Genomic DNA, 20456 nt, shown 5'->3' on the forward strand with positions numbered 1-20456 from the left:
AGCGCGGGCTCGGCTCTACAGGTGGGTGCAGACCCATGGTCCGCACCCACCGCATCACCGGCTCAGGTGCAGGAACTGCAGGTGCCGTTCGTACTGGCTGATGATGTCGTTGATGATCTGCTTGCGGCTGTAGCCGACCAGGTCGTAATCCTGGCTGCCTTCGAACAGGTGCACCTCGGCGCGGTAGTAACGCTGGTTGCGCAGTTGCTGCGCGGCGAACGACGGGGTCAGGTAGCCGCTGAGGATCACCCGGTACAGGAAGTCCTGCTGCTCGCCGTGGTTGACCGTCAGCTCCATGTCGCCCGCTTCGAAGCGCGTGGACACATCCCAGCCCTGCCCGCGCAGCTGCTCGGCCACCGCCTCCATCGCCGGCTTCACCGTGTCATCCATGAAGCGGTAGACCTGGTCGCGCACCGGGAAATGCATGGCCTGGCTCAGGCGCTGGCGCCAGCCCTGGTGGTGGCGATCGTCTCCGATCAGCGGCGACGGCCGGTACTGCAGCGCGCGCTTGCGGTGCGACTCGTCACTGAAGGCGCGGGTCAGCCCCCACATCATCAACAGCAGGATCGCCGAGAACGGCAACGACGCCAGCACCACCGCCGATTTCAGTGCGTCAATACTGCCCGCCAGCAACAGGCCTGCCGTCAGTACCGCGATCACCGTGCCCCAGAACACGCGCAGCCAGCGCGGGCCATCGTCCTCGGGCGAGCCGCCGTGCGACGACAGCGTGGACAGCACCACCGCACCGGAATCAGCCGAGGTCACGAAGAAGATGAAACTGACCAGCACGGTCACCGCAATCACCGTGCGGCTCCACGGGTAGCCGTCCAGCAATGCGTACAGCACCGTCGGTGGGTCATCCACCGCCAGCTGTGCCAGCTGCTGCTGGCCGTGGTGCAGTACCTGGTCCAGTGCGCTGTTGCCGAAGATCGACAACCACGCCAGGGTGAAGCCAAGCGGGATCAGCAGTACGCCAAACACGAATTCGCGGATGGTGCGTCCGCGCGAGATACGTGCGATGAACAAGCCCACGAACGGTGCCCAGCCGATCCACCACGCCCAGTAGAACACCGTCCAGCCGCCCAGCCATTCGGGGCGGCCGCCGTAGGCATACACATCGAAACTCTTGCCGACCACGCTGCCCAGGTAATCGCCCAGGTTCTGCATCAGCGTGCTGAACAGGTACTGCGTCGGCCCGGCAAACAGCATGAACAGCACCAGCGCGATCGCAAGCAGCATGTTGATGTTGGCCATCCAGCGCACGCCCTTCTCCACCCCGGAGACCGCCACGGCCACCGCCGCGCCCATCATCGCCACCACCAGGATGATCTGGACCAGGTTGGAATGCGGGATGTTGAACAGGTGTGCCAGGCCGGCATTGAGGTGCAGCACCCCGAAGCCCATGTCTGCCCCGATGCCGAACACGGTGGCGACGATGCCCAGCGCGTCCACGGTGTAGCCTATCGGGCCGTTGATGCGCTTGCCGATCAGCGGGTACAGCGCCGAGCGCAGCGCCAGCGGCAGGTTGTGGCGGTAGGCGAAGTAGGCCATCGCCATCGCCGCCAGCGCGAATACACCCCAGCCATGCAGGCCCCAATGCAGGAACAGCAGCTGCATGGCCTGGCGCGCACCGGCCTCGCCCGCCGCCGGATCGCCCTGCGGCGGCTGCAGGTAGTGGGTCAGCGGTTCGGAAACGCAGAAGAAGAACAGCGTGATGCTGATGCCGGCGGCGAACAGCATGCCGGCCCAGGAAAGGTAACTGAACTCCGGCTCGTCATGGTCGGCGCCGAGCTTGATGCCACCATACTTGGACAGCGCCACGCCGACCACGAACACCAGGTACAGGGTCATCGCCAGCAGGTAGTACCAGCCAACGTTGAGTGCGGCCCAGTCCTGTGCCTTCAGCAGAAGGCGGCCTGCGCCCAGCGGGAACAGGCTGACGAACAGCGCGAACGCCACGACAACGATCGCCGCGAAGGCGAACACAGGCCGAAGGGTGCGCACCGGGGATTGTTGCGGCTCCAGTACTTCCATGGGGCGGCGTTCTCCGGTAGATCAAAGGGTTAGCCGACCGATTCTGTCTGAACCGCAGTGGACGGCGCATGAAGTTGCGGCCCGCGGTCACGGGCCTGTCCGGCCGTTCCGTGGTATCACGCGCGCGCTGCAGTGCACGCTTGCCCGCCAGGTGCGCGCGGACCACCCATGAGGCGGGCACGCGCGCACTCGCCGATCACGACATCGCGTGCACCGCACACAGCTTGTTGCCATCCGGGTCACGCAGATAGGCCAGGAACAGCTGGCGACCGGCCATGTTGCGGATACCGGCAGGATCTTCTATGGCGGTGCCGCCGTGGGCGACACCGGCTTCCTGCCATGCGCATACGGCCTCTGCACTACCCAGGCTGAAGCCGATGGTGCCGCCGTTGGCATGGCACGCCGGCTGCCCATCGATCGGTGCAGTCACACCGAACATCCGCCCATCCTTGAAGTACAGCAGTCGGCCCTTTTCGTCGAATATGCCCGCTCGTGCCCCCATCGCGGCGAACAGGGCGTCGTAGAAGCGACGCGCGGCCTCCATGTCGTTCGTTCCTACGGTGATGTGGCTGAACATGCGGGCACTCCGTGTGGAAAACTGCAGTGTCGATGAGCAAGGGCGACTTCGCAAATCGCTGCACCATCGCCGCCCGGCTCACGATAAGGCCTGCTGCTACTTGGCGGTACTGAGCAGCAGCACCGCCACGGTCACCAGGCCGATGCCGATCCAGCCCATCGGGCGCAGGCGGTTGCCGAACAGCAGGCGGCCGCAGGTGGCGGTACCGATCACGCCAATCGCACCCCACATCGCATAGGCGGTGGCCAGGTCCATGTAACGCACCGCCTGGCCAAGCAGGACGAAGGCGATCCAGACCATGACGATCGCGCCGACACCCCAGCGCCAGCGGCGGAAACCTTCCGACTTGGCCACCATCATGTTGGCGGCGACATCGATCAGTGCAGAACAGATCACGAAAAACAGGGCCAGGGTATTCATCAGTGCGCCTCCCCGAGGGTGACACAGACGATGCCGACCACCGCCAGTACCAGGCCGGCCAGCTGCTGCAGCGACAGGCTCTCACCGAACAGCGTAAGGCCGACCACGGTCAACAGCGTCAGGCCCAGGCCTTCCCACACCGCGTAGGCCACGCCCACGGCGATGCGGCGCACCGACAGGGCCAGGAAGTAGTAGGACAGCGCCAGCGCGCCGGCCATGATCAGGTAGCCGGTCCAGCCGCCGTCGCGGGCGGCGTGGGCCATGAACGAGGTGCCGACCACTTCGGCGACGATCGCCACGGTCAAGCAGGCCCAAGCGACCAGCGGGCCGCGGGCGGGGACAGTACGGGACATGTGAAACTCCTTGCGGGACGGGGATCCTGCCCCGCCATCAGTACATCCACGCCGTGCGTGGATGATCCGTAACGCCCCGCTGACAGGGGCGACGGCGGCCAGTATCATCGCTTTTTACGGTCGATTCAAAATAGATTCCATCGACAGGAGCGATGGATGAATGCCCTACTCCCCTGAATCCCTGCAAGCATTCGTCGAAGCGGCCGCGCTGGGCTCGTTCTCGGCAGCCGCGCGCCGGTTGCACAAGACCCAGTCGACAGTCAGCACCGCCATCGCCCACCTGGAGGCGGACCTCGGCGTCAGCCTGTTCGACCGCAGCGGGCGCTACCCGCAGCTGACCGAAGCCGGGCGCCAGGTGCTCGGCCATGCGCAGGAAATCCTCGCCGCCGATGCGCGGCTGCAGCAGTTGAGCGTGCGCTTGGCAGCGCCGGTCGAAGCGCGGCTGACCGTAGTGTTCTCCGATGTGTACCAGCTCGATCCAGCGCAGCGTGTGCTGCAGCGCTTTGCCGAGGCGTTCCCGGAAATCGAACTGGAATGGCTGGATGCCGAAGGCGATGACGTGCTGGAGCTGGTCGCCAGCCGCCGCGCCGCGCTGGGCCTGTTACCGCGACAGGAACACTATCCGGACGGGCTGGTGGCCCGGCCGTTGGCCCATCACAGCGAACTGTCGGTGTATGTGGCACGCGGCCATCCGCTGGCCAGCGCCGGCCGTCGCGCCGCTGCACAACTGGCGCGGCATCGGCAGGTGCGCCTGAGCGCGGAAGTCGATCAATCGCGCGTGGCCACCGGCCTGGCCTGGACCGCCACCGATTACCTGATGGTGATGGAGATGGCCGAGGACGGCATCGGCTGGGCTGAGCTGCCACGCGCGCTGGTACAGCGCTACGACCGCGGGCAGCTGGTGGAACTGACCCTGCCCGGCTGGCCGCGACGCATCCACAGCGATCTGCTGTGGCGCCGCGACACGCCGCCGGGGCCGGCCGCTCTGTGGTGGGCCGACGCGCTTGGATGAGGTAGTGCCGGCCGCTGGCCGGCAATCCCATCGCACCGTGGTTGCCGGCCAGCGGACGGCACTACCAATCAGCGATGCGCCAGCGCGTAATCCAGCGCCGAACATACCGCCGCCACTTGTGCGTCGTTGCACTGCTGCGGCGTGGCGCGCGGGCTGTCAGGGTAGACCTCGGTGGTGGTGGTGTACGTTGCACCGGTAATGCCAGCACACAGGCCCAGCTTCACCAGCGGGTACTCGATCACGCCGTGCGCCACCACTGGCGAACCGATGATCTCGCCCTTGTCGTCGGCCGGGGCGATATGGGTCACCTTCTCCACCGCGGCGATCACCGCCTCCTGGAAGGCCGGCTGCGGGTTCTCGCTGTCGTCCACCAGGTAGAAACCATCCGGAATCAGGCCCGGTTCGAACGGCTTGCCGTCGCGCGCCGCCAGCGCCGGGCGGAATTCGCTCTCGTCGCTGTCAGTGGTTTCGTGCAGATCGATATGCAGCACGAACTGCCCCTTGTACGGCGCAATCAATTCGATGACGGCGGTCGATTCACGCGCCGGGCCATCGCTGCGGAAATTGCGGTTCGGATCAATCGCGTCGAAGTTCCAACGGTTGATGCGCTCGAAACCCCAGGGGTTCACGCACGGCGCCACCAGCAGGTTGGCCTTGCCAGCGTAATCGGCGGCGTGCTTCTCGAGGAACTCCAGCGCGCCCATCACACCACTGGTTTCGTAGCCATGCACACCGCCGGTGACCAGCGCGGCCGGCAACGCCGGGTTCCAGTCGCGGCTGCGCAGGGCGAACAGGGGGTAGGTCTCACCGGCGTAGTCGAGCTGCCCATAGGCCACCTTGTCGAAGCGCGAGGCCAGCGCGTCGATGCGCGGCAGCACCTCCTCGTCGTAGCGACGCAGGCGCTGCTGGCGGCCGCGCCACGCCTCCCGTTCCGCCGCTCCCCACGGCTGGCCAGGGATTCCGACGGGGTAGAAGGCGGCGTTGGACATGGCAGATCTCAGCGAGTCAGGAAGCAATCGCTCACTCTACCACCGGGGCGCCAGCGTGAACCGGCACCGCATTTCATTGACGAATGGAATCAGCAATAATTCTCATTTACGACCTTCCACGACCTGTACCGATGCTCATCCCCGCACCGCAACCGGCCCGCCTGCCGCGGGCCGCCGCCCTGGCCGTGTGCCTGCTCCCGGCCGCAACTGCCCTCGCCCAGGACGGTGCCACCACGCTGGACAGCATCCAGGTCTCCGGCAGCTGGCTGGGCACCGGCCTGCATGACAGCGTCAAGCGCTTCGCTGGCGCGCGCACCGTGGTCGACCGCCAGCGCATCGAGGCCAGCGGTGCGGCCAGCATCGGCGATGCCATGCGCCGTATCCCCGGCGTGCAGGTCACTGACAACTCCGGCACCGCCGGCAGTTCGGTGTCGCTGAACATCGGCGTGCGCGGCCTCACCGGCCGCTACTCGCCGCGCTCGACCGTGCTGCTCGATGGCGTGCCGCTGGCAGTGGCGCCGTACGGCCAGCCGCAGCTGTCGTTCGCGCCGACCAGCCTGTCCAACATCGAATCGATCGACGTGGTGCGCGGCGGCGGCGCGGTGCGCTACGGGCCGCAGAACGTGGGCGGCATCATCAGTTTCAGCACCCGCGCCATTCCCACCGACGCCGGCCTGCACGGCGAAGTCGGCGCGCGCTACACCGCCTACGACCATGGCGGCGGTGACAGCACCCAGTACAACGCTTTCCTCGGCGGCACCGGCGACAACGGGCTGGGCGCCGCCCTGCTCTACTCCGGCCAGGAGGGCCGCGGCTGGCGCCAGGGCAGCGACGACCGCTTCAACGATCTGGCGCTGAAGTTCGCCTATGCCATCGACGAACAGCAGGAGCTGCGCGCCAAGCTGTCCTACTACGATGTGCGCTCGTTGACCCCGGGCGGCCTGACCCGTGCGCAGTACCAAGCCGATCCGTTCCAGAACACCCGGCCGAGCGATTTCTGGAAGGGCCATCGCGCCGGCCTCGACCTGGGCTATACCAACGCGCTGTCGGCCAACAGCGAGCTCGAGCTGCTGGCCTACTACAACGAGAGCAGCCGCGCCAGTTCGCTGATCAACGCGGCCAACACCCAGCTGGCCGTGCAGCCGCGCGACTACCGCGTGCTCGGCATCGAGCCGCGCTATACCCAGCGCCTGCACTGGGGCAGTACGGTGCATGACATCACCGCCGGCTACCGCTTCCTGCGCGAGCGCGGCAACGACCGCAGCTACACCGTCACCCGCCGCACCGGCGCGGCCAGTGTCACCACCCGCTTCGACAATGCGACCGATGCGCATGCGTTCTACATCGACGACCGCATCGCCATCGGCCAGTGGCGCATCACTCCGGGCGTGCGCATGGAATGGATCGACATGGACCGCCGCCAGTCCGGTGCCACGGCAACCTTCAGCAGCCGCAACGACAAGGCGCTGCCCTCGCTCAACATCGCCTACCTGCTGACCCCGCAGCTGACCGTGTTCGGAAACTACACCACCTCGTTCGGGCCGGTGCAGAACATCCAGCTCAATTCGCAGAGCGCCAGCAACCCGCTGAACCCGGAAGTGGCCAGGACCATCGAGCTGGGCGCGCGCTGGCAGGATGGCGCACTGCGCGCGGAAGTGACCGTGTTCAAGATGCGCTTCGACAACCAGATCCTGCAGGTGCCGGGCATCACCCCGCCGACCTTCCAGAACATCGGCGCCACCGACCACAAGGGCGTGGAAAGCGCGCTGGAGTACCACTTCGCCGAGGACAGCGCGCTGGCCGGGCTGGAGCTGTACGCCAACTACACCTGGACCAAGGCGATCCAGCAGTCCGGCGACAACCGCGGCCTGGACGTGCCGTTCTACTCGCGCGATACCGACAGCGTCGGCGCCCGCTACGTGCTGGCCGGCTGGACCGTCAACGTCTCCAGCACCCACCAGAGCGGCCAGTTCTCCGATGCCGCCAACACCTGGGACGAAACCGCCGATGCGCGCGTGGGCCGCGTGCCGGGCGTGCGCCTGTGGAATGCCCAGGTGGCCTGGCAGGTGCCAGGGCTGCGCGACAGCGAGATCGCGCTGGGCGTGAACAACCTGGCCGACAAGCGCTGGTACACCCGCAACGTCGATGGCAACGCCGGCCGCATGGTGGCCGCGCCGCGCACCTTCTACGTGCAGGGCCGCTTCCGCTTCTGAGCCGGTAGCCGCCCGATGCGGTGACGGTGGCGCTCACGGTAGCGGCGTATCATGCCGCCACCATGTCTTCGCCTGTTTCGCCATCGCGCCTGCATCTGGCCTTCCAGGGCCTGCGCTTGCGCCTGCGCGGCAGTGACCTGTGGTTCATCGCACTGGCGCTGCTGGTCGGCCTGATCGCCGGCTACCTGACCCTGCTGCAGTCGGGCATCGCACGCTGGCTGCAGGGCACGCTGTACGGGCTGGACGACGGCATGCGGCTGAGCTCCCTGCCCTCGCTGACCTGGACCGCGTTGCTGGTGCTGCCACTGGGCGGGCTGCTGGTCGGCCTGGTCAGCCTGGCGGCAACGCGCCTGAAGCGGCCGCTGCTTGATGCGGTGGAAGCCAATGCCTTGCACGGCGGCCGCATGTCGATGCGCGACAACCTGATCGTGCTGACCCAGACCCTGCTGTCCAACGGCTGCGGTGCGTCGGTCGGGCTGGAGGCCTCATACACACAGATGGGCGCCGGCAGCGGCTCGCAACTGGGCCGGGTGATGCGCCTGCGCCGCAACGACGTGCGCATCCTCGTCGGCGCCGGTGCCGCCGGTGCCATCGCCGCCGCCTTTGGTGCGCCTCTGGCTGGTGCGTTCTATGCGTTCGAGATCGTGATCGGCGCCTACACTCCGGCCGCGCTGGCGCCGGTAGCGGTGGCCTCACTGGCCGGCGCGTTCGTGGCCGACCAAGCCGGCATCGAGGCCTACCTGCTGCCCGCCGCCTCCACCATCGACGTGCGCGCCGCCGACTACGCGATCTACGGCCTGCTTGGCTGCTGCTGCGCGATGGTCGGCATTGCCATCATGCGGCTGATCGCCTCGATCGAAGGCACGGTCAAGCGCAGCCCGCTGCCGGCGTGGGGACGGCCGGTGGTCGGCGGCCTGCTGCTGATTCCTTTGGCACTGGCCAGCCCGCAGGTGCTGTCGTCCGGCCATGGTGCGCTGCACCTGGACCTGACCACCCACCTGCCGCTGATCTGGATTGGCGGCCTGCTGACCCTGAAGTGCCTGGCCTCGGGCATTTCGCTGGGCTTCGGCTTTCGTGGCGGCCTGTTCTTCGCTTCGCTGTTCATGGGCACCCTGGTCGGCGCGCTGTTCGCCGGGCTGCTGGGCATGGCCGCCGGCGTGCCGGTGGTCGACGCCACCTCTGCGGCGCTGGCCGGCATGGCGGCGCTGGCTGCTGCCGTGGTCGGCGCACCGATGACCATGGCCATGCTGGTGCTGGAGGGCACCCACGACTTCCTGCTGACCAGCGTGGTGATGAGCGCGGTGCTGGTGTCCAGCACGCTGGTAAGGCAGTGGTTCGGCTACTCGTTCTCGACCTGGCGCATGCACCTGCGCGGCGAGACCATCAAGAGCGCCCGCGACGTGGGCTGGGTGCAGAACCTCAATGCCGGCCGGCTGATGCGCAAGGGCGTGGCCACTGCCCCGTCCGACCTCGACACCGCCGCGTTCCGCCAGCGCTTTCCGCTGGGCTCGGGCAGCCGGGTGATCCTGATCGACAGCGAGGGCCACTACGCCGGCATCGTGCAGATCCCGCGGGTCTACGGCGATGGCGTGAAGCCGGAAACCGCGATCGGCGAACTGGCCGAGAATCGTGACATCTCGCTGTTGCCGGCAGCGGACGTGGTCAGCGTGATGCAGCGCTTCGACCAGACCCAGGCCGACGAACTGGCCGTGGTGGCTGCCGACGGCCAGGTGCTGGGCGTGGTCTCCGAAGCCTTCGTGCGCAAGCGATACGCCGAAGAACTGGACAAGCGCCAGCGCGAGCTGATGGGCGAGCGCGTCGAGGACACCGACTGATCATCGATGAGGCGACGGAGGGATCAAGTCGTTCCAGGCCCCTTCCGATATCCAGCGTGGAGTGGATCTACCGTCACATGGCCGGCGTAGACTGCGCGCATGCGCTTCATTGAAACCTTCCAGGCCGGCCCCTTCGCCGACACCGTGGTCAGCCTGCTGGCCGCCTTCGTGCTAGGCACGCTGATCGGCGCCGAGCGCCAGTACCGGCAGCGCACCGCCGGACTGCGCACCAACGTCCTGGTGGCGGTGGGCGCGGCGGCCTTCGTCGACCTGGGCATGCGCATTGCCGGCAGCGCCGAGGCGGTGCGGGTGATCTCCTACGTGGTCTCCGGCGTCGGCTTCCTCGGCGCCGGCGTGATCATGAAGGAAGGCATGAACGTGCGCGGCCTCAACACCGCCGCCACCCTGTGGTGTTCTGCGGCGGTCGGCAGCTGCACCGGCGCGGACATGCTGGCCGAGGGCGTGCTGCTGACCGTGATGATCATCGCCGGGAACACCCTGCTGCGGCCGCTGGTGAATGCGATCAACCGCATCCCGATCAATGAAGCGGCCAGCGAAGCGACCTACGAAGTGCGCCTGAGCGTGGATGCCGAAGCGGTGCCCCGGGTGCGCGAACGGCTGGTTGATGCATTGGAGGCGGCACAGTATCCGGTCGGTGATGTGCAGGTGGTCGAGCATGCCGACGCGCCCACTGATGTGATCGCGGTGCTGGTCAGTACCGCTGTGAGTGGCGATGAACTGGACATAGTGCTGGCACGAATGGAGCACGTGCCGGGCGTGCTGCACGCTACCTGGGAAGTCAGTACGCGCGATTGATTCCTCAACGCATGGCGTGGATAAGGACACGTCGGGCGCTACAGCGCCTCGCCGGCATCGGCCAGGCGCGACTCGATCAGGGCATACCACTGCTGCAGCACGTCGATCAGCATGTCCAGCTCGGCGTCGGTACGCTGGGCGCGGCCGCTGCGCAGGCACGCCTGGGCTTCCTGCAGCTGTGCGAGGAACCCGGCCACAGTATCGGCCTGCAGGATCAGGCCTGGCAGGCGCCGCCCGGGAATGCGCACCACGGCGTGGTTACCGAGCTGGCCGTAAACACTCAGTGTGGTTTCCGTCTTCATGGAGAGAGGCAGGAATTGGGCATTCATCGCGTGCACCGTGGAAGACCTGAGCCGCCGGCAGGCGTGGACGACGGGGGAGACGTTGCCACGTCCTGCCGACGGTCAGGGGGGACTCGGAATGCCGGGGCCGTGCCCCGGCGCGGGAATCTCAGCGTGGCTGGGCCATTCCGGCGATCTGCACGCGCCGGTTCGGTGCCAGGCAGGCGATCAGCTCGCGGCGGTTGCGCTGCTCGCACTGCACGATCGGTTCAGCGGCACCGCGTCCTTCGGCGCTGATGGCGGTGGCGGGCACGCCGCCCTGCACCAGGGCGCTGCGCACGGCCTCGGCGCGGCGCTGCGACAGCCGCTGGTTGTAGGCGGCGCTGCCGATACGATCGGTGTAACCGGTCACCCGGATCGACTGCACCTGCGCGGCCTCGCGTACCTGCGCCAGGACGCCCTGCACCGCATGCTGGCCTTCTGCGCTGAGCACGGCGCTGTCGAACCCGAACAGCGCGTCGGCCGACAGCCGAAGCGGCTGTTCCGGCAATGGCGCGGGGGCCGGAGGCGGCGGCGGTGCTGGTGGCCGCGGCGGCTCCAGCACGGCCGCACAGGATTCCGGCTTCCAGTAGCCAGCCTGGACGATACCCTTGCTGTCAAAGCGCACCTGGAACTGGCAGGTGAAGTACTCCGCACCCTGCGCGGTGCGGAAGTTGAACAGGTAATTCCACTCGTGCACGCCCCACATGCCTTCGTTGAAATGCGGCGTGCCCAGCAGCGAGTAAAGCTGGCGCTTGCTCATGCCAGGCGCGAAGCGGCGCAGGTCGGCGACGTCGGGATAGATGCCTTCCTTCAGCGAGGCCCTGGAGGCTTCCGGGAAGTGCACGGCAGTGGCTTCGGCAGGACCTTCGGCGGCCGGCGCATGGCTGCGGCAGGCGGCCAGCAGGCCCATCCCCAGGACCAGGCCCAGCGTGGCGGCCAGCTGGCCGGCGCAGGCGATGCGATGCTGTTTCATGTCGTTCCCCCTGTAGACGTTTCCGCGATGCCGGGCCGCGCCTGCGGCCCGGCGGCGGGGATCACCACTGGATGCCGGCACCGACGGCCACACCGGCCTCGCCACGGCTGTTGGTGGAACCGCTGAACTTGTAGATCCAGCGGCCTCCTTCGGAGACACCGGAGATGCCCAGCGCCACGCCCGATTCGCCGTTGTAACTGCCGGCCGCGATCGAGGCCATGCTGCGGCCCGCTTCGCTCGGCTGCGGCAGTGCGGCGGTGGCCATCGCCGAGGCGATACCGGCCGAGGCGCGGTTGTCGGTCTTGCGCAGGTCGCGCTCGAAGCCGCCCATGCGCTCGTCGGTGTAGGCCTTCGACCAGTCCAGGGTCTGTGCCATGCCCGACTTCAACTGATCGACGTTGACCGCGTCGGTACCGGCGGTGCCGGCGGCGACGTTGCGCACCGTGGTCGGGCCACTGGTGGTGCTGCCGAGGGTGACGCTGTTGAAGTTGGTAGCGCCGTTGGTGGTGGTGTCGTAGCGGATGGTGCCCTGCTGCGATGCCTGCAGCTGGCGCACGTTCACCGCGTCCGTCGCCTGCGTGCCATCGGCTACGTTGACCACCTGGCGTTCGGCACCACTGGCACCGACCGAGACCGTGTTGGCCCGGTTGGCCACCGAACCGGCACCCAGCGCCACCGAGTTGTCGGCCTGCGCCTGCGAGCCATTGCCCAGCGCGGTCGAGTTGGCACCGGCGGCCGTCGAGCCCGCGCCGCCGGCGGCCGAGTTGGCACCGCTGGCGGACGGATCGGCCAGGTTGTTGGTGTTGTTGGCGCGGAAGCTGCCGGCCACGTTGGTGATGTTCTGGATCTTCTGGTCGGTGTAGGACTTGGACTGATCGATGGCGTAGTTCACACCATTCTTCAGCTGGCCGACGTTGGTGGCGTCGTGGTCATCGGAACCATCGGCGACGTGGGTGATCTTGCGCTCGCTGCCGGTGCTGCCGACCGATACTTCACCGGCCGAGTTGCTGGCACCGGCCTGCCCGTAGGCTGCGGTATAGCCACTCTGCGCACCGACACTGGCCACCGAACCGGCGCCCAGCGCAACACTGTTGCCGGCGCTGGCGCTGGCGCCATTGCCGACCGCCACGCTGCCGACACCTGCCGCACTGGCCTGCGGGCCGACCGCCACCGCCTCGGCACCGGCCGCCGTTGCGGCCGCCGCCGTCGAATTCACCGCCAGGTACGGACTGCCGCCGCCACCGTTGGTGATGCGCTGGTTGAGGATCTTCAGCGAGCCGTCCACGGCGGTGAAGGCCGCGGTGACATTGTTGTAATCGCCGCTGGTGAAGGTGCCATCGGTGGCGATGCTGGAGATGCTGAAGGTCGGTGCGGTCCACACGTTGGTGGCACCGTTGTAGGCAGTGGTGCCGCCGAAGTAGTTGGCGATGGCGCTGTGCGTACTGAACAGCTGGTCGCCGGTGATGGCGTCACTGCTGCCGGCCAGGATGCTGCCGGCGGCGACGTTGGTCACCTTCACCGCACCGGTACCGGTGCCCTTCAGCGAGACACTGTTGATCACGTTGCCGCTGCCATCGACGTCGTACTTCACTGCCAGCTTGTCGATCTCGCCGGTCTGGTCGGCCACGTTGGCCAGCGAATTGCTGACCGCGTCGAAGGCGGTGCCGACGTCGTTGTAGCTGCCCTGGGTGATCGTGCCGTTGGCGGCAATGTTGTTGATTGCGTAGGTCGGCGCAGTCAGCACCCCACTGGCGTTGACCGCGGCGCCACCGCCCAGGTGAGTGGCCACGGCCTGGTTGGCGGCAAACAGCTGGGCGCCGTTGATCGCTTCGCTGCTGGAGGCGCTGACCTGGCCCGGGCCGAGGTTGCGCAGGGTGGTGGCAGTACCGCTCTGGCCCAGCGTAGCGCTGGCGTAGTTGACGCTGCCATCGCCATTGAGGTCGTAGCGCAGCGCGCCCTGTTCCGATGCGGTCAGCTGGCCGACGTTGACCGCATCGGTGGCCGCCGTACCCGCCGCCAGGTTGGTGACCTGGCGTTCGGCACCGGCCCCGCCGATGGAGACACTGTTGGCACGATCCGCCAGGCTGCCGGCACCCACCGCGATGCTGTTGGCAGCGGTGGCGCGCGCATTGGTACCCACTGCGATCGAATCGGCACCGGTGGCCAGTGCCTCGGTACCCGTCGAATTGACCCGCAGGTACTTGGTGCCGCCATTGCGGATGTCGGTGATCTGCGTATTGAGATTGACCAGCGAGCCGTCGACCGCCGCGAAGGCATCGGTGGCGTTCTCGTACAGCCCCTTGGCAATGGCACCGGTGGTGGAGATCGTGCTGATCTCGAACAGCGGTGCGGTGAAGGCGCCGCTGGCCGGATCGAAGGCCGCGCGGCCGCCGAAGAAGCTGGCGATGGCGGTATTGGTCGCCGCAAGCTGGCCCCCGTTGACCGCTTCCAGGCTGCCCGCGGTGACCGCACCGCCAGCGAGGTTGCCGATGGTGGTGGTGCCGGTACCGGCGCCGAGGGTCACCCGCCGATAGTTCGGATTGCCGCCCGCATCCAGGTCGTAGGTCACTGCGGCATCGGCCACGCCGTTGATCAGGCTGATCGCGCCCTTCAACTGCGCCACGTTGACCGCATCGGTGTTGACGCTGCCGGCGGCGACGTTGGTGATCTGGCGCTCGCCGCCTCCGGCGGTGCCCACCGAGACTTCACCGGCCGAGACCTGGGGTGCAGTGAGGCCATAGGCGCTGTAGCTGGCCTGTGCGCCGCGCAGCGCGGCCGAGCGGTAGCCCAGGGCAACCGAGTTGGCCTGGTTGGAGGTGGACTCGGCACCCAGCAGGGTCTGGCCGTTGGCCGTGCCGACGGCACTGTCGCCGACGATCACCGAATGGCCCATGCGCGCGGCATAGTCTGCCGTCGGCACACCGGTCGGGTTGCTGGGATCGTTGACGCCGTCACCCGGGAAGGCGACGTTGGCATCGACCTTCGGCAGCTCATGGCGTGCGTTGGCGCCGATCACCACTTCCTTCGAACCGTTGGCGAATGCGCCGTCGCCCATCAGCACCTGGTAGTCCTGCGCGGCGTTGACCGCCCAGCACGAAATGTCGGCCAGTGCGATATCCAGGCACTTGGCCGCCCAGGCCGGCGAATCCTTCGGCAGCAGCAGGCCCAGCACGCCACCCGGGTTGCCGTTGTTGATGTTGTAGATGTAGCTGTCGGAGGTGACGCCACCGATCAGGGTCAGGTGCGAGCTGCCGCCGGTGGCGGCGCCGCCCAACCCGTTGAGGGTGCTGCCGACCGGCGACAGGTTGACCACCGGCAGCCCCAGCACGTTGACCGTCGAATAGGTCTGCATCACGTTGGCGTTGCTGAGCTTGAGGTTGCCGTTGCTCAGGTAGCCATCGCCGCCGAACAGGCTGGTGGTGGTCGGCCCGATCAGCTGGCCGACATTGCCAACCAGCCCACCGGTACCGATGATCAGGCCCGCATTCGGATCGGCCGCCGCCGGCGCTTTCGGGCTGGTCGGCGGGATTGCCGAAGGTGTGGTCAGGCCGAGGCCGCCCAGAGTGCCGCCGACCAGCCCACCAACCGCACTGCCCAGATTGCCGAGGGTGCCATTGAGGTTGCCGTTGAGCAGGTTGCCCACCGCGCTGCCGACATTGCCCAGCGTGTTGCCGAGCAGGCCGCCCAGGCCGGTGCCAGTACCCGTGCCGCCATTGAGCAGGCCGCCGACCGCAGTACCGACCGTGCCGACGGTGGTGTTGAGCGTGCCGCCGACCGCACTGCCTACGCTGCCGACGGTGCCATTGAGCGCTCCACCGACGGTGCTGCCGACCGCGCCGACTGCGCCGACCGTGCCGCCCACGGCGCCAACCGCGCCATCGAGGGTTCCGCCGACGGCACCACCTACCGCACCGACAGTGCCACCCACAGCGCCGACAGCATTGTTGAGCGTGCCACCCAAGGCGCCGCCGACGCCGCCGACGGTGCCGGTCGCGCCGTTGAGAATACCGCCAGCCGCGCCGCCGACCGTGCCGACAGTGCCTCCCACCGCCGCAACGGTGTTGTTGAGCGTGCCGCCGACAGCGCCAGCCGCGCCATTGAGGGTTCCATCGACTGCACCACCTACCGCACCGACAGTACCACCCACTGTGCCGACGGCATTGCTGAGCGTGCCGCTCAGAGCACCTTCTACACCGCCGACGGTGCCGGTCGCACCATTGAGAACACCACCAACGGTGCTGCCGACCGTGCCGACCGTGCCTCCCACCGTCGCAACGGTGTTGTTGAGCGTGCCGCCCAGGGCGCCGCCGACGGCGCCGGTCGCGCCGTTGACAACACCGCCAACCGCGCTGCCGACCGTGCCGACTGTGCCTCCCACCGCCGCAACGGCGTTGTTGAGCGTGCCGCCCACCGCACCAGTTGCACCGTTGAGCGTGCCGCCGACCGCGCCGACAGCATTGCTGAGGGTGCCACCCACGGCACCGCCAACGTGGCCGACCGCACCCGTCGCGCCGCTTATGGCACCGCCAACCGCGTTACCGACAGTTCCGACAGTGCCACCCACGGCCGCAACGGAGTTGTTGAGCGCGGCACCCACGGTGCCAACGGCACCATCGAGGGTACCGCCGACTGCACCGCCGACCGTGCCGACCGTGCCATTCAGTGCGCCACCCACTGCGTTCCCTGCAGAGCCGGCCACGCCCCCCAGCAGGCCGCCGACACCCAGCGCGCTGTTCTGCGCCGCGACGGTCGCCTGGCCGGCGAGTTTCAGATTGCGGTCCGCAACCACCTCCTGGCCGCCGGGTGCCTGCACGCGCACCTTGCCGGCCACGCCGGTGTCGAAGGCCGCGGTGATCGCGCGGTCATGGGTTTCTCCCGGCAGTTCTTCCTTGGCCGGCAGCCTGACCGCAGCCGTTGCCTGGGCCTGGCCCTGCCCTTCGATCTGGTGGCCGGCCACGTTCAACTTCGAATCCAGCGCACCGCCCACCGAAGTCTTCACGCCCGGCAGCGTTCCAGCCGACGCACCGCCGATGCCGGCGCCCACCTTGGCACTCTTCTCGATCCCCGCGATCTGCTTGCCGGCAACGCCGACGTTGGCTTTCGCGCGTGCGTCGGCAGTGACGCCCAGTGGCGCCTGCGCAGCCGGTGCTACCTGCGCGGCCAGCGACGCATCCACCTGCGCGGCGCGGCTGGCGGCGTTGCCCAGGCCTACGCTGGCGCGCACATCGGCCGCAAGAGCCGGCACCGCAACCCGGGTCGGTGCACTGTTGGCCGCAAGCTTCACCTGCACGGTGGCCGGCAACACGTCGCGCACCACCGGCAGTGATGCCGTGCTCAGCTGCAGGCCGACGCGTGCATCGGCGCTGAGTGCGGGCGTGCTCTGCGCCTGCCGTGAAGCGGCGGCCAGGGCCACTTCGGCGTCAATCTTGACCGGCATCGGCTGCGCATACTTCGCCGCCAGCGCCTGCAGGTCACGCAGCGATTGATTGGATTCGGACGCCCCAGCATGGCCGCTGGCCAGTGCGCACAACAGCGCCAGCGCTAGTGCTGTCGGCATCAGCAGGACGGCGCGCGGATCCCGCGCGGCACTGCCACCGCTGTCGCCGGTGGCCAGTTCGGAGGCCACGACCAGAGCATTGAGTTGGCGGTTCCATACACGCCGGTAGATGCGATTCATGAGCACTTCCCCCGTAGGCGAACAACTGGAATGTCAGTGGACTTGCCGTTTGGCAGGTGACTGACATTTCAGCGCCCGCAGCGACGGCGGCGCACTTCATTCCGGCACGACAATCGCGCATTCCGGCAAATCCACGGCCGGAATCGGCAGGCGGTTATGCAGAAGCGGCAACGAGATCGGCAAACGGATGGGCAATTCCGGCAGAAACGCGGCGGAAACCCTTGTGCTGCTTGACTCAGGCCGGCTGCCCGAGCTGCGCGGGTGCGCGCATCAGCGTGTCGCGCGGCAGTTCGCCGAACACCTTGCGGTAATTGTCGGCGAAGCGCGAGAGGTCCCAGAGACCGCAGCTGAGCGCGATGGCCTTTACCGAACGACGGCTGGAATCGGCCATCGACAGGCTGCGGCAGGCAGCGCACAGGCGCAGCATGGACAGGTAACGATTGGGCGAGATTCCGAACAGGTCCTCGAAGGCGTAGCGCAGGCCGCGCTCACTGACACCGGCCGCGTCGCAGATCTCGTTCATGTAGATATTACGGCGCAGGTTGAGACGCATGAAGTTCTCGGCGCGCTGCGCAATCAGATAATGCGTACGACGGGCCCGGCTGCAACCAGGCCGGTCCGAGCCCCCTGCTCCGAGCAGAGCCTGCACGTGCTCGTGCAGCAGACGTTCGGCTTCTTCCGGCTGCAGGCCACCGCCCTGCCCGAGCTGCACGTGCAGCTGCTGATAATGGCGTGCCAGCGACGCTGCCTCGCTGGCAAGGTTGAACAGTGAAAGCGCCTGACCGGCCGGGGGCGTGCTGCGCAGGCTCAGTTCGGTCAGTTTGCGCTGCACCTTTGCAACCGGCACCAGCATCAGGGTCATGTGCGTGCCCGGGCTCAGGGTGAACTCGCTGATGCCCTCCGGCATTACGGTCAACGCCATGCCGGGCGTGAGCGGCACACCATGGCACCAGCTCAGGGTTTCATCGGTGGCATGCAGGTATCCGAGCATCGCCCAGTCCGGTGGCAGCATGAAGCGGCCACGGCAATGGAAGCCACAGCTGATGCTGCAGAACAAGGCTTCTTCATGCACGCGTGAAGCAAATGCCGCCCTCGGCCCATTGCCATCGAGCAGCAGCAGTTCAACATCACAGACACGAAGTACGCCGCTCAGCGTCGCCAGATCGATTGATCGCAGGCCGCCGTCGTCGTTGTCTCCTACCCCACCATCGACCATGACAGTGTCGTCCCCCCGTTGATCCGCCACACGCTGCAGCCCCCACTGCCTGACAGGGCCACACCATTCCAGGAACTTCTGCCGTTGCCGGAAAGCTGCGGTCAATGCCACGCAATCCAACCCGGGAAATGCGCCTGCGTCGAACCGAGTATGCCCGATAATCTCCGCTGGTAAACCTGCACCCTGATATGAAGAAAATAGATACACAGGTGAAGAAAATGTCTTCGCCGACGGTATGACTTTCGCATGCACTGCAATTGGAATCACATTACCTGCACGTCAATGAACGGTTTTGTCGGGGAAAGGATTTCCGTCACAGAATCCGCGTGAAAGTTTAAGGCCCGCGAATTTTCTGCCGAATTTGCATATAGGTTCCGGTTGCAGAGAACCGCCATTCAGGCAAAGTCGATAACACGGTGAAAGGCCCTTCCAGAATGGCCGCGCCCGGGGGAGAAAATGACCATGTCCGAATCACGCGACTTCTTGACCACCGGTGTTGCGCCGCGCGGTCAGCGCTGCGCGCCCGGCATCCTCCCTTCGGCGATCACCCTGCTAGAGCACAGCGGGAACCACCCGCCGTGCCTTCCCCGCCAGGACGTGCGGGGGTCCACGGACGATCCCGGCGGAGCCGGGCCACCGCCCAACAGGTGCCCTGTAGAAGACAGGTAAAGGGAGACAATCGCCATGAACGCATCGATCCGTAAATTCCTGAAGGAAGAAGATGGCGTGACCGCGCTTGAATATGGATTGCTGGCAGCGGTGATCGCCGGCGTCCTGATCGTGGTCGGCAGAACGCAGATCACCCTGTTCTTCACCACGCTGTTCACCCGCCTGCAGGCAATCGCCGCCGACGCCACCAGCGCAGCGACGTGACCCAGGCCCGGCCTGGCGATGTCCGCTGACCGTCCTTCGGGTGACGGTCAAGCGGCTCGGCAGGCGGGCGCTAATCGAAACGGCCCTGGGCGACGGAGTGTGTGATGACCTTGCTGGGACTACTGGCCATCGGCATATGCCTGCGCATCGCGATCAGTGATCTGTATGCGCGCCGGGTTCCCAATGCCTGGTTGTTGGCGGCGTGCGCGCTGGCGGTGCCGCTGTTGATTGCCGGGCAGGTCACAACACCGCGCCTGCCGTGGTTGTCCCACGTCGGCGCTGCGGCACTCGGCCTGGTGGCATTGCTGCCGTTCTACGCGGTGCGCTGGATGGGCGCCGGCGACGTGAAATTCTTCGCGGTGCTGGGTCTGCTGCTGGGCATGCAGGCGCTGCTGCCGGTCTGGGTGGTCGCCAGCCTTGCAGCCGGGTTGCACGCGTTGGTGGTGCTCATGTCGCGCCGGCTCGGCTCGATGCTGCCGCTTGGCCTGCAGGTGCAGGTGTCGCGGGCCAGTTCGCAGTGGCAGACCCATCCTGCGCTGCGCGACATGCAGAGTGCCCGGCAGGGGCGCCGCGGTATTCCCTACGCAGCCTATCTGGCGATCGCCGCCATCGGCTGGATCCTCTTCCGCGCCTACGGAGGTTTTTCATGACCATCCGCAGCTCCCGCCGGCAACGCGGCGTGGCCAGCATTGAATTCGCACTGATGCTGATGCTCGGCCTACTGCCGCTGCTGCTGTTCACCTTTACCGGCGTCATGATCATGGCGGCGCAACAGACGCTGGCTACCGCGTCCGCCGAGGGCGCGCGTGCATCGCTGCGCTATGGCACCAACGCCGAACGCCGCACCGCCGCCTGCGTGGCGGCACGCACCTCGATGCAGTGGCTGCTGCAGTTTTCAAAGCAGGACGTGAACTGCAGCAGCGGTGGCAGCAATGCCATCGTGGTCGCCGCACCGGCGCCCTGCACCGGACTGGCCAGCGCGCAATGCATCACCGTGACGGTGAGCTACGACTACGCCAGCCATCCCTTCCTGCCCGGTACCGCCACGCTCTACAAGTGGGTGATGCGGGCCCCCATCCGCAGCGTCGCGGTCGCCCAGCTCGACCTCGGCAGCGGCACCTGACGCTCGGTAAAGGAGACCGTTC

16 protein-coding genes are annotated in these 20456 nt (G+C 67.3%); 7 read left to right on the plus strand and 9 right to left on the minus strand.

The features are described from left to right. Positions 1 to 54: 54 nt before the first annotated feature. From betT to QZ853_RS16955, 4 genes are all read right to left on the minus strand, one after another. Positions 55 to 2034 carry a choline BCCT transporter BetT gene (gene betT, locus QZ853_RS16940; protein WP_295575664.1) on the minus strand — a complete coding sequence of 660 codons (1980 nt, stop codon included), beginning with the start codon at positions 2032 to 2034 and terminating at the stop codon, positions 55 to 57. 196 nt (positions 2035 to 2230) lie between these two features. Next, positions 2231 to 2611, minus strand: a complete 381-nt coding sequence (locus QZ853_RS16945) for a VOC family protein (protein WP_295575666.1) — start codon at positions 2609 to 2611, stop codon at positions 2231 to 2233. A 96-nt stretch (positions 2612 to 2707) separates the two neighbouring features. After that, the gene (locus QZ853_RS16950) at positions 2708 to 3031 is read right to left on the minus strand and encodes an SMR family transporter (protein ID WP_286068646.1); all 324 of its coding nucleotides are present in this window, start codon (positions 3029 to 3031) and stop codon (positions 2708 to 2710) included. Further along, positions 3031 to 3384 (minus strand): SMR family transporter, encoded by a 354-nt coding sequence (locus QZ853_RS16955; protein ID WP_295575668.1) that lies wholly within the window; start codon positions 3382 to 3384, stop codon positions 3031 to 3033. The genes QZ853_RS16950 and QZ853_RS16955 overlap by 1 nt, the downstream gene beginning before the upstream one ends. Positions 3385 to 3544: 160 nt before the next feature. Between QZ853_RS16955 and QZ853_RS16960 the strand changes: the two genes are divergently transcribed. Beyond that, positions 3545 to 4396 carry a LysR family transcriptional regulator gene (locus tag QZ853_RS16960; RefSeq protein WP_295575671.1) on the plus strand — a complete coding sequence of 284 codons (852 nt, stop codon included), beginning with the start codon at positions 3545 to 3547 and terminating at the stop codon, positions 4394 to 4396. Between the two features lie 68 nt (positions 4397 to 4464). Here the strand turns inward: QZ853_RS16960 and QZ853_RS16965 are convergent, their stop codons facing one another. Further along, positions 4465 to 5385, minus strand: a complete 921-nt coding sequence (locus tag QZ853_RS16965) for a M14 family metallocarboxypeptidase (RefSeq protein ID WP_295575673.1) — start codon at positions 5383 to 5385, stop codon at positions 4465 to 4467. Positions 5386 to 5516: 131 nt separating this feature from the next. On the opposite strand from QZ853_RS16965, the gene QZ853_RS16970 reads away from it, so the two are divergent. From QZ853_RS16970 to QZ853_RS16980, 3 genes are all read left to right on the plus strand, one after another. Beyond that, positions 5517 to 7598: a TonB-dependent siderophore receptor gene (locus QZ853_RS16970; protein WP_295575675.1), complete on the plus strand. Its 2082-nt coding sequence runs from the start codon at positions 5517 to 5519 to the stop codon at positions 7596 to 7598. Between the two features lie 62 nt (positions 7599 to 7660). After that, positions 7661 to 9433: a chloride channel protein gene (locus tag QZ853_RS16975; protein WP_295575677.1), complete on the plus strand. Its 1773-nt coding sequence runs from the start codon at positions 7661 to 7663 to the stop codon at positions 9431 to 9433. Between the two features lie 99 nt (positions 9434 to 9532). Next, positions 9533 to 10249 (plus strand): MgtC/SapB family protein, encoded by a 717-nt coding sequence (locus QZ853_RS16980; RefSeq protein ID WP_295575679.1) that lies wholly within the window; start codon positions 9533 to 9535, stop codon positions 10247 to 10249. A gap of 38 nt (positions 10250 to 10287) precedes the next feature. On the opposite strand, the gene QZ853_RS16985 is transcribed toward QZ853_RS16980, so the two are convergent. The 4 genes from QZ853_RS16985 to QZ853_RS17000 form a co-directional block, all read right to left on the minus strand. Then, positions 10288 to 10551 (minus strand): hypothetical protein, encoded by a 264-nt coding sequence (locus tag QZ853_RS16985; RefSeq protein ID WP_006450485.1) that lies wholly within the window; start codon positions 10549 to 10551, stop codon positions 10288 to 10290. Between the two features lie 148 nt (positions 10552 to 10699). Beyond that, positions 10700 to 11545, minus strand: coding sequence for an OmpA family protein (locus tag QZ853_RS16990; protein ID WP_295575681.1), 846 nt, complete (start codon positions 11543 to 11545; stop codon positions 10700 to 10702). 61 nt (positions 11546 to 11606) lie between these two features. Further along, positions 11607 to 17222 (minus strand): ESPR-type extended signal peptide-containing protein, encoded by a 5616-nt coding sequence (locus QZ853_RS16995; RefSeq protein WP_295575682.1) that lies wholly within the window; start codon positions 17220 to 17222, stop codon positions 11607 to 11609. 235 nt (positions 17223 to 17457) lie between these two features. Continuing rightward, complete coding sequence (locus QZ853_RS17000) at positions 17458 to 18438, minus strand: helix-turn-helix domain-containing protein (RefSeq protein ID WP_345777920.1); 981 nt, start codon at positions 18436 to 18438, stop codon at positions 17458 to 17460. A 684-nt stretch (positions 18439 to 19122) separates the two neighbouring features. On the opposite strand from QZ853_RS17000, the gene QZ853_RS17005 reads away from it, so the two are divergent. The 3 genes from QZ853_RS17005 (at position 19123) to QZ853_RS17015 (ending at position 20434) form a co-directional block, all read left to right on the plus strand. Then, entirely contained in the window at positions 19123 to 19311 is a 189-nt protein-coding gene (locus QZ853_RS17005) for a Flp family type IVb pilin (protein WP_295575684.1), read from the plus strand. A 104-nt stretch (positions 19312 to 19415) separates the two neighbouring features. Further along, on the plus strand, positions 19416 to 19961 hold the full coding sequence (locus QZ853_RS17010; protein ID WP_295575686.1) for a prepilin peptidase: 546 nt from the start codon (positions 19416 to 19418) through the stop codon (positions 19959 to 19961). Further along, positions 19958 to 20434, plus strand: coding sequence for a TadE/TadG family type IV pilus assembly protein (locus QZ853_RS17015; RefSeq protein ID WP_295575687.1), 477 nt, complete (start codon positions 19958 to 19960; stop codon positions 20432 to 20434). The genes QZ853_RS17010 and QZ853_RS17015 overlap by 4 nt, the downstream gene beginning before the upstream one ends. The last annotated feature ends 22 nt before the right edge of the window (positions 20435 to 20456 follow it).

The sequence above is a fragment of the uncultured Stenotrophomonas sp. genome (assembly GCF_913778665.1).
GTDB lineage: Bacteria > Pseudomonadota > Gammaproteobacteria > Xanthomonadales > Xanthomonadaceae > Stenotrophomonas.